Source organism: Archangium sp., from assembly GCF_036389735.1.
In the GTDB taxonomy this organism is placed as follows: Bacteria; Myxococcota; Myxococcia; order Myxococcales; family Myxococcaceae; genus Archangium.
This window is the reverse complement of the sequence record NZ_DASVWK010000683.1, coordinates 1-6,010: the sequence shown is the minus strand read 5'-3', so window position 1 is coordinate 6,010 and position 6,010 is coordinate 1. Positions and strand designations below refer to the sequence as shown.

Below are 6,010 nucleotides of genomic sequence, written 5' to 3'. Positions count from 1 at the left end.
TGAAGATGGAGCCCATGGACGGGCTCACCCTGCTCAAGCGGGCGCTGGAGGTGGCCCCGCGCCTCCAGGTCGTCGTGATGACGGCCTTCGGCTCCATCGAGAGCGCGGTGGAGTCCATGCGCCTGGGGGCGTATGACTACGTCGCCAAGCCCTTCAAGGAGGGCGAGCTGCGCTACCGGGTGGAGCACGCGCTGGAGCGGGCCCGGTTGCTGTCGCAGGTGGGGCTGTTCGCCGATGAGTTCAACGAGCGCCATGGCCTCTCGGCGCTGGTGGGCAGCAGCGCGGCCATGCGCGAGCTGACCACTCGCCTGGTCCGCGTGGCGCGGAGCGACGCCCCGGTGCTGGTGCAGGGCGAGAGTGGCACGGGCAAGGAGCTCGTCGCCCGCGCGGTGCACGCGCACAGCCGACGCAAGAACAAGCCCTTCGTGCTCGCCAACTGCGCCGGCGTCTCCGAGACCCAGCTGGAACTCGAGCTGTTCGGCCATGCCAAGGGCGCCTTCACCGGCGCGGTGCGTGCCCGCCGGGGCCTCGTGGAGGAGGCGGATGGGGGCACGCTCTTCCTCGACGAGGTGACGGAGACAGCGCCCGCCTTCCAGTCCAAGCTGCTGCGCACCCTCCAGGACGGCGAGGTGCGGCGTGTGGGCGAGTCCACGGCCGTGCGCGTGGACGTGCGCATCGTCGCCGCCACCCACCAGGACATCGAGCTGGAGGTGCGCGAGAAGCGCTTCCGGCAGGATCTCTACTACGGCCTCAACGTGATACCGCTGCGCGTGCCCCCCCTGCGCGAGCGCCTGGAGGACGTGCCCGCCCTGGCCGAGCACTTCCTCCAGCGCGCCAACGCGCGCGGCCCGACGCCCAAGCGGCTGTCCAAAGCGGCGGTGGAGCGCCTGATGGACTACGGCTTCCCCGGCAACGTGCGCGAGCTGGAGAATCTGGTGCGGAGGGCAGTGGCACTGGCGGAGGGCGAGGAGCTGCGACCCGAGGACTTCCTCCTCCCGCGCAAGCCTTCCCGCCGGGACTCCTCCCGGCCTCGGCGCCAGGGCCGTGGCAGCCGCTAGGGGAGGTGAAGAGAAGCTCCCCAACAGGTGAGTCCTATTTTTTCTTATTTCCTGTATAGTCCAGGAATCACCGGATTCCTGGTCCAGGAAAGGACTTCATCATGTCTCGTCGTTTGTCGAAGGCGGTCGCGGTCGGCCTCGTCGGCCTCGTTACGCCCCTCGCCGTTCACGCCAGCGCGTCCTTCAGCGGCGTCTGGTTTCCCTACGGAAACGTGAACTTCTTCATCGCGAACGATGCCGTGGGGGCTCGCACCACCATCCTCGACACGATGAACTACCTGTCGGCGCACACGCCGCTCGACATCGCCGAAGTGGCGACGGAGGGCGCATCCAACCTGCAGTTCGAGGCGACCTGGGCGTCGCCGAACGGCGGCGGCTATACGTACGGGTACTGGGACGAGGTCCGCGACGACCAGCACCAGAAGATCCGCTTCGATCCCAACTACCTGCCTGGCCGCAGCACCCTCGTCCACGAGTTCGGCCACGCCCTCGGCCGGCCCCACGAGTTCCAGCGCGACGACCGCGACGAGCACGTGAGCGTCTGTGACAACCTGGATCCCTTCAACTACGCCAAGCTCGGCAGCGTGTACTGGCCGGATCCCTACTACAACCTGAGCCCGTACGACTTCGCCTCGTCCATGAACGGCGGCTACTCCGACTGTGTCATACCGCTCGCCGGCCAGGAGCAACAGAGCCGCTCCTACGATGGCGTCACGAACCTGCTCAGCGTCCACGACATCAATGGCATCTACCGCATGTACGGCGAGAAGCTGGGCGCCAATGACGCCGGGGACCGCTTCGGCGTGGCCGTCGCGAGCGGCGACTACGACGACGACGGCTTCAAGGACGTGGCGGTGGCCACCCTCCAGACCGGCGGCCTGTGGCTGTCGTTCTACCGCGGCGTCGCCACCGCCCCCTCGGAGAACGTCACCGGCCTGAAGTGGATGCCCTGGTTCAAGGTCCAGCACGACAGCGACGTCCCCGCCACCGCCCAGGTCACCCTGGTGACGGGCGACTTCAACGGCGACGGCATCGACGACCTGGCACTGGGCCAACCGGACTACAACGGCAACGACGGGCGGGTCTCCCTCCTCTTCGTCAACTCGCTGCCCTCCGACCCCGCCAAGGACTCCTTCGCGGAGGACTTCGCCCCCTGGGGCCGCAAGGGCATCCAGTACCGCATCGACATCGCGCCCGGCAACGTGGGCCTGCTCGGCGGTTTGATGGCGTCGCCTCGGTTTGGCGCCTCGCTCGCGGCCCTGCGCGGGACGAGCTACCGCGCCAACGACACCACGGTCACCTACCATGACCTCGTCATCGGGGCGCCCCTTGCCCGGCTCAACGGTCTCTCGGGGACTCCGTCCAAGGGCGCGGTGGTGATCGTGAAGGGCAGCCACGACAACTCCCCCAGCGACTTCAGCGTGGCGACCTACACCACGCTCTGGAACCCCAGCAACACCACGGGCGAGTTCGGCGCCGCCGTCAGCGGCATCCCCGGCCTGTGCGCGCTCAGCGGCCACGGCGAGGAGTACTACAACGACTTCCTGTCGGTCGGTGCGCCCGGCCACGATGCCAACAAGGGCGCCGTGCACGTGTACGGCTGCGCCACCAGCGGCTACGGCAATACCCTGTCGGCCCCGAGCCTGCTGAGCTCCTACTACGCGGCGGCGACGGCGGCCCGGTACGGGCACGCGCTGACCGGGTTCCGGATCCGCAGCGGCATCTCCGCGCGGACCAGCTACCTCGCCATCGGCCAGCCCAAGTACTCCAACGGAAGCCTCGTCGTCGGACGGGTCGCGCTGGACTCGTTCAGCACCGCGGGCGTGCGGACCTACGTCACGTCCTACGTCCCCAGCACGGTCTCCGGGAACGACGAGTTCGGCTACGCCCTCGCCGTCCAGCAGCGCTCGTACTCGGACACGATCGACGACGAGGGCGGGCGGCAGACGTACATCGGGATCGGCATGCCCGGGACGGAGGTGAACGGCATCCAGGCGGGCAAGGTGTATGTCTGGCGGCCCTTCAACAGCGACGGCACCCTGAACAACAGCGCGAGCGTCGTCAACGCCTACAACCCGAACGCCTCGACCGATACCGGCTTCGGCCGGAGCATCGCCGCCCTGCGCCCCTTGAAGGACCTGGGCGGCTTCGTGGCCGGCGCGCCCGACGCCATCACGGCCGATGACAACGTCCAGGCCGGCCAGGTCTCCGTCCTGCAGAACGACGGCGCCGACTACACCTGGGTGCCGAGCCGCCAGAACCTCAACCAGGAGACCGAGGGCGACAGGCTGGCGACGAACCGCTAGGCGCACGGCCTTACAGCCGCCCCGGCCAGGGGCGGCTGTCCTTCAACACCCGCTCAGTCCTTCTTCTCCAACTCCTCGGGGTGGAAGACGCGCGAGGCCACGCGGTCCAGCACCTCGTCGCCCCACACGAGGCTCGCCTTGCACAGGCGCTTCATGTCCTTGGCGAACTCGTTCCCGTCCGGCACCTGGGTATAGGTGCGGCTCAAGAAGAGGCCACGGTTCTCCCGCTCGTAGTCCACGAAGCCACCGCCCGTGTCCGTTCCCTCGCGGGCCTCGGCCTCGAAGCCCGCCAGCACGCCCGGCTTGGGCGGCTCGTTGAAACGGTAGACGAGGGCACTGCACTCCAGCGTCTTCGAGTCCTCGTGGAACTCGAAGTACACCTGCGCCCCGCCCACGGCGACGCCGCCGAAGCCCTGGGGGTTGAGACCCGGGCTCAGCACCGCGCCCTGCGAGCGGGAGTACCAGCGCAGCAGCTCCTGCGCCGCCTCCCGCGTCATGGGTCCCCCACTCGCGGGCGGCGGCGGGGCGAGGCCCACCGCGGACATCAGCCACTGAAGCATGCCGGGCCTCTGCGTCGCCATCACTTGCCGGCGCGGGCCTGATCGAACGGCAGGCGGTGCGGCAGGTAGGCATCGTTCAGGCTGTGGGTGCCACCAACGCCCGAGCCGAAGTCGAAGCGGCGCACCACCGCGCCCTTGCCGCCGTCGCGCAGCGCCCAGTCATCCACGCCCTTGCCGTTGCCCTGGCCGAACCACGTGGGGACGATGTCCTTGTTGTTCACGTAGTGCACGTACTTGGGGCCATCCGGGTAGTGACCGGCGGCGCCGCCGAAGGTCTCCACGTTCACCTTGCCCAGCATCTGCTCGACCTGCGACCTGGACATCCCGTCCTCGATGCGCAGCCGGTTGGCCACGTCGGTGAGGGCGCGGCTGGTGACGAGGCCACCCTGGCTGTGCGCCATCAGGTGCACCGAGCGCCCGGCCTTCAGCTCCGCGTAGACGGTGTCCGCCAGCGAGTCCACCGCCGGGTTGGTGCCCTTGTCGAGCTTGTCCTTCACGCACTGGGCCAGGTCGGCGACCATGCCCTCGGTGGCGTTGTGCACGCCGACGACCTTGGCCCCGGTCCGGTCGGCGATCTGCTGCATGCTGTTGAACTGCGTGTCCTTGTCGTTGGAGATGCCGTTGACGTAGATGAACGTCTCGGTGGGGTTCGGGTTGTTGCGCGGGGTGACGCCGGGGACCTGGCTCAGCGGCGTGCCGGGCGGGAAGGTCTGGCCGCCAGCGCCCACCAGGTGCCCGTCGTACACGCGGTCCGGCTTGGAGCCGCCGAAGAGGGTGTTGTTGAGCGCCCGGGCCTTGTCCGTGGCCCTGTCCTCGAAGGCGTCGACGAACCGGCCCACCTGCTGGCCGCCCTCGACGACCTTGTTGGCCACGTTGCCCACCACCTGCTGCGTCTTCTCGACGGCGTTCTGCGCACCCGTGCGCACGTTGTTGAAGAGGTTACGGCCGCGCTCGAGGGGGTTCAGGGACATTGAAGGCTCCAGCAAAAAATATTGAGGAAAATCGTTACAGGATTGTCGTGAGCAGGGGGCGGAAGTTGCTTCCCCAGGATCACATGGTCCCACCGTGCGGCTCCACGCACCCCCGGTGAGACTCCAGAGGCCCCAAAAGGCGCGGGGCGCGCTCGCCGTCGATGCGAGCGCGCCCCGGTGGAACGACTTGTCGCCTGAGTGAGGGGCGGGCCTAGTACTTCAGCAGGGCCGTCTCGTACACCGGGCGGTTGTTGGCGCCGTCATAGAGCTGGGTGCTGCGGCCGGAGAGGTTGGTGAGCATCAGGTACTCGTGGCCGACCTTCGCACCGGACACGCCGTAGTCCCAGTCGTCCACGTCCGTCTCCCAGAGCTGCTTCATGACGCCGGTCTCCAGGTCGAGGGCGACTTCCTGGCCGTCCCAGCGATACAGGTTGGCGATGCAGCCGGTGGTGGAGTTGCCGTGGGCATCGCACGCCACGTCCATGTACCGCTTCGGGGTGGTGGAGCCGTTCTTGAGCACCACCGAGGTGACGCGCCCATTCGAGTCGTTGACCAGCGTCCACACCGTCCAGCTCTTGGCCTTGGTCTGGAAGTTGGAGGCCTCGCCGCCGGCCCAGGGGTAGGGGTGACGCACGGTGAGGTTGGAGTTCGGGTCCGCGTCGGACAGCTGGATGGGGGTCGCGTCACCCACCAGCGCCATCAGCGCCTTGTCGGAGCCGCGGCGGTAGATGGCGCTGATCTCGCTGATCCTGACCGAGTTGGTGACCACGTCGCTCACGTTCGTCACGGTGTCGGCCTTCTGCTCGACGAGGCTCGAGGCCCCCGAGCTGGCCACGAACCGGGTGTCCGCCAGCCACGCGTAGGTGTAGCTGCTCGCGCTGGCCGGGGCCATGGCCGTGGCGGGAATGGCCGTGGGCGGCATGGCCGTCATGTAGAGCGAGTAGTTGGTGCCGTAGATCTGGAACGCGACGCGGGTGCCGGTCGGGTTGATCTTGGCGGTGTTGGCGACGCCCGTGGTGTACGCGCCGGGGTAGGCGGTCGCCGTGCCATCGGTCAGGTGCACGTAGGCGTTCTTGCCGTTGCCCTCGATGCGGGCCCACTCGGCGTGGTTGGTG

General features: G+C 68.4%; 5 protein-coding genes. 2 read left to right on the top strand and 3 right to left on the bottom strand.

The genetic code is table 11. The annotated features are described in order from the left end of the window. On the top strand, positions 1-1,058 hold a 1,058-nt coding region (locus VF794_RS24100; RefSeq protein ID WP_331114248.1), incomplete at its 5' end, for a sigma-54 dependent transcriptional regulator. Positions 1,059-1,159: 101 nt separating this feature from the next. Next, a complete protein-coding gene (locus tag VF794_RS24095; protein ID WP_331114246.1) occupies positions 1,160-3,364 on the top strand; it encodes a M12 family metallopeptidase in 2,205 nt (734 codons plus the stop codon). 53 nt (positions 3,365-3,417) lie between these two features. Here VF794_RS24095 and VF794_RS24090 read toward each other — a convergent pair whose 3' ends face one another. From VF794_RS24090 to VF794_RS24080, 3 genes are all read right to left on the bottom strand, one after another. After that, entirely contained in the window at positions 3,418-3,861 is a 444-nt protein-coding gene (locus VF794_RS24090; RefSeq protein WP_331114251.1) for a hypothetical protein, read from the bottom strand. An 83-nt stretch (positions 3,862-3,944) separates the two neighbouring features. Then, a complete protein-coding gene (locus tag VF794_RS24085; protein ID WP_331114249.1) occupies positions 3,945-4,889 on the bottom strand; it encodes a hypothetical protein in 945 nt (314 codons plus the stop codon). 217 nt (positions 4,890-5,106) lie between these two features. Next, positions 5,107-6,010 (bottom strand): hypothetical protein (locus VF794_RS24080; RefSeq protein WP_331114244.1); only part of this gene is annotated, 904 nt, incomplete at its 5' end.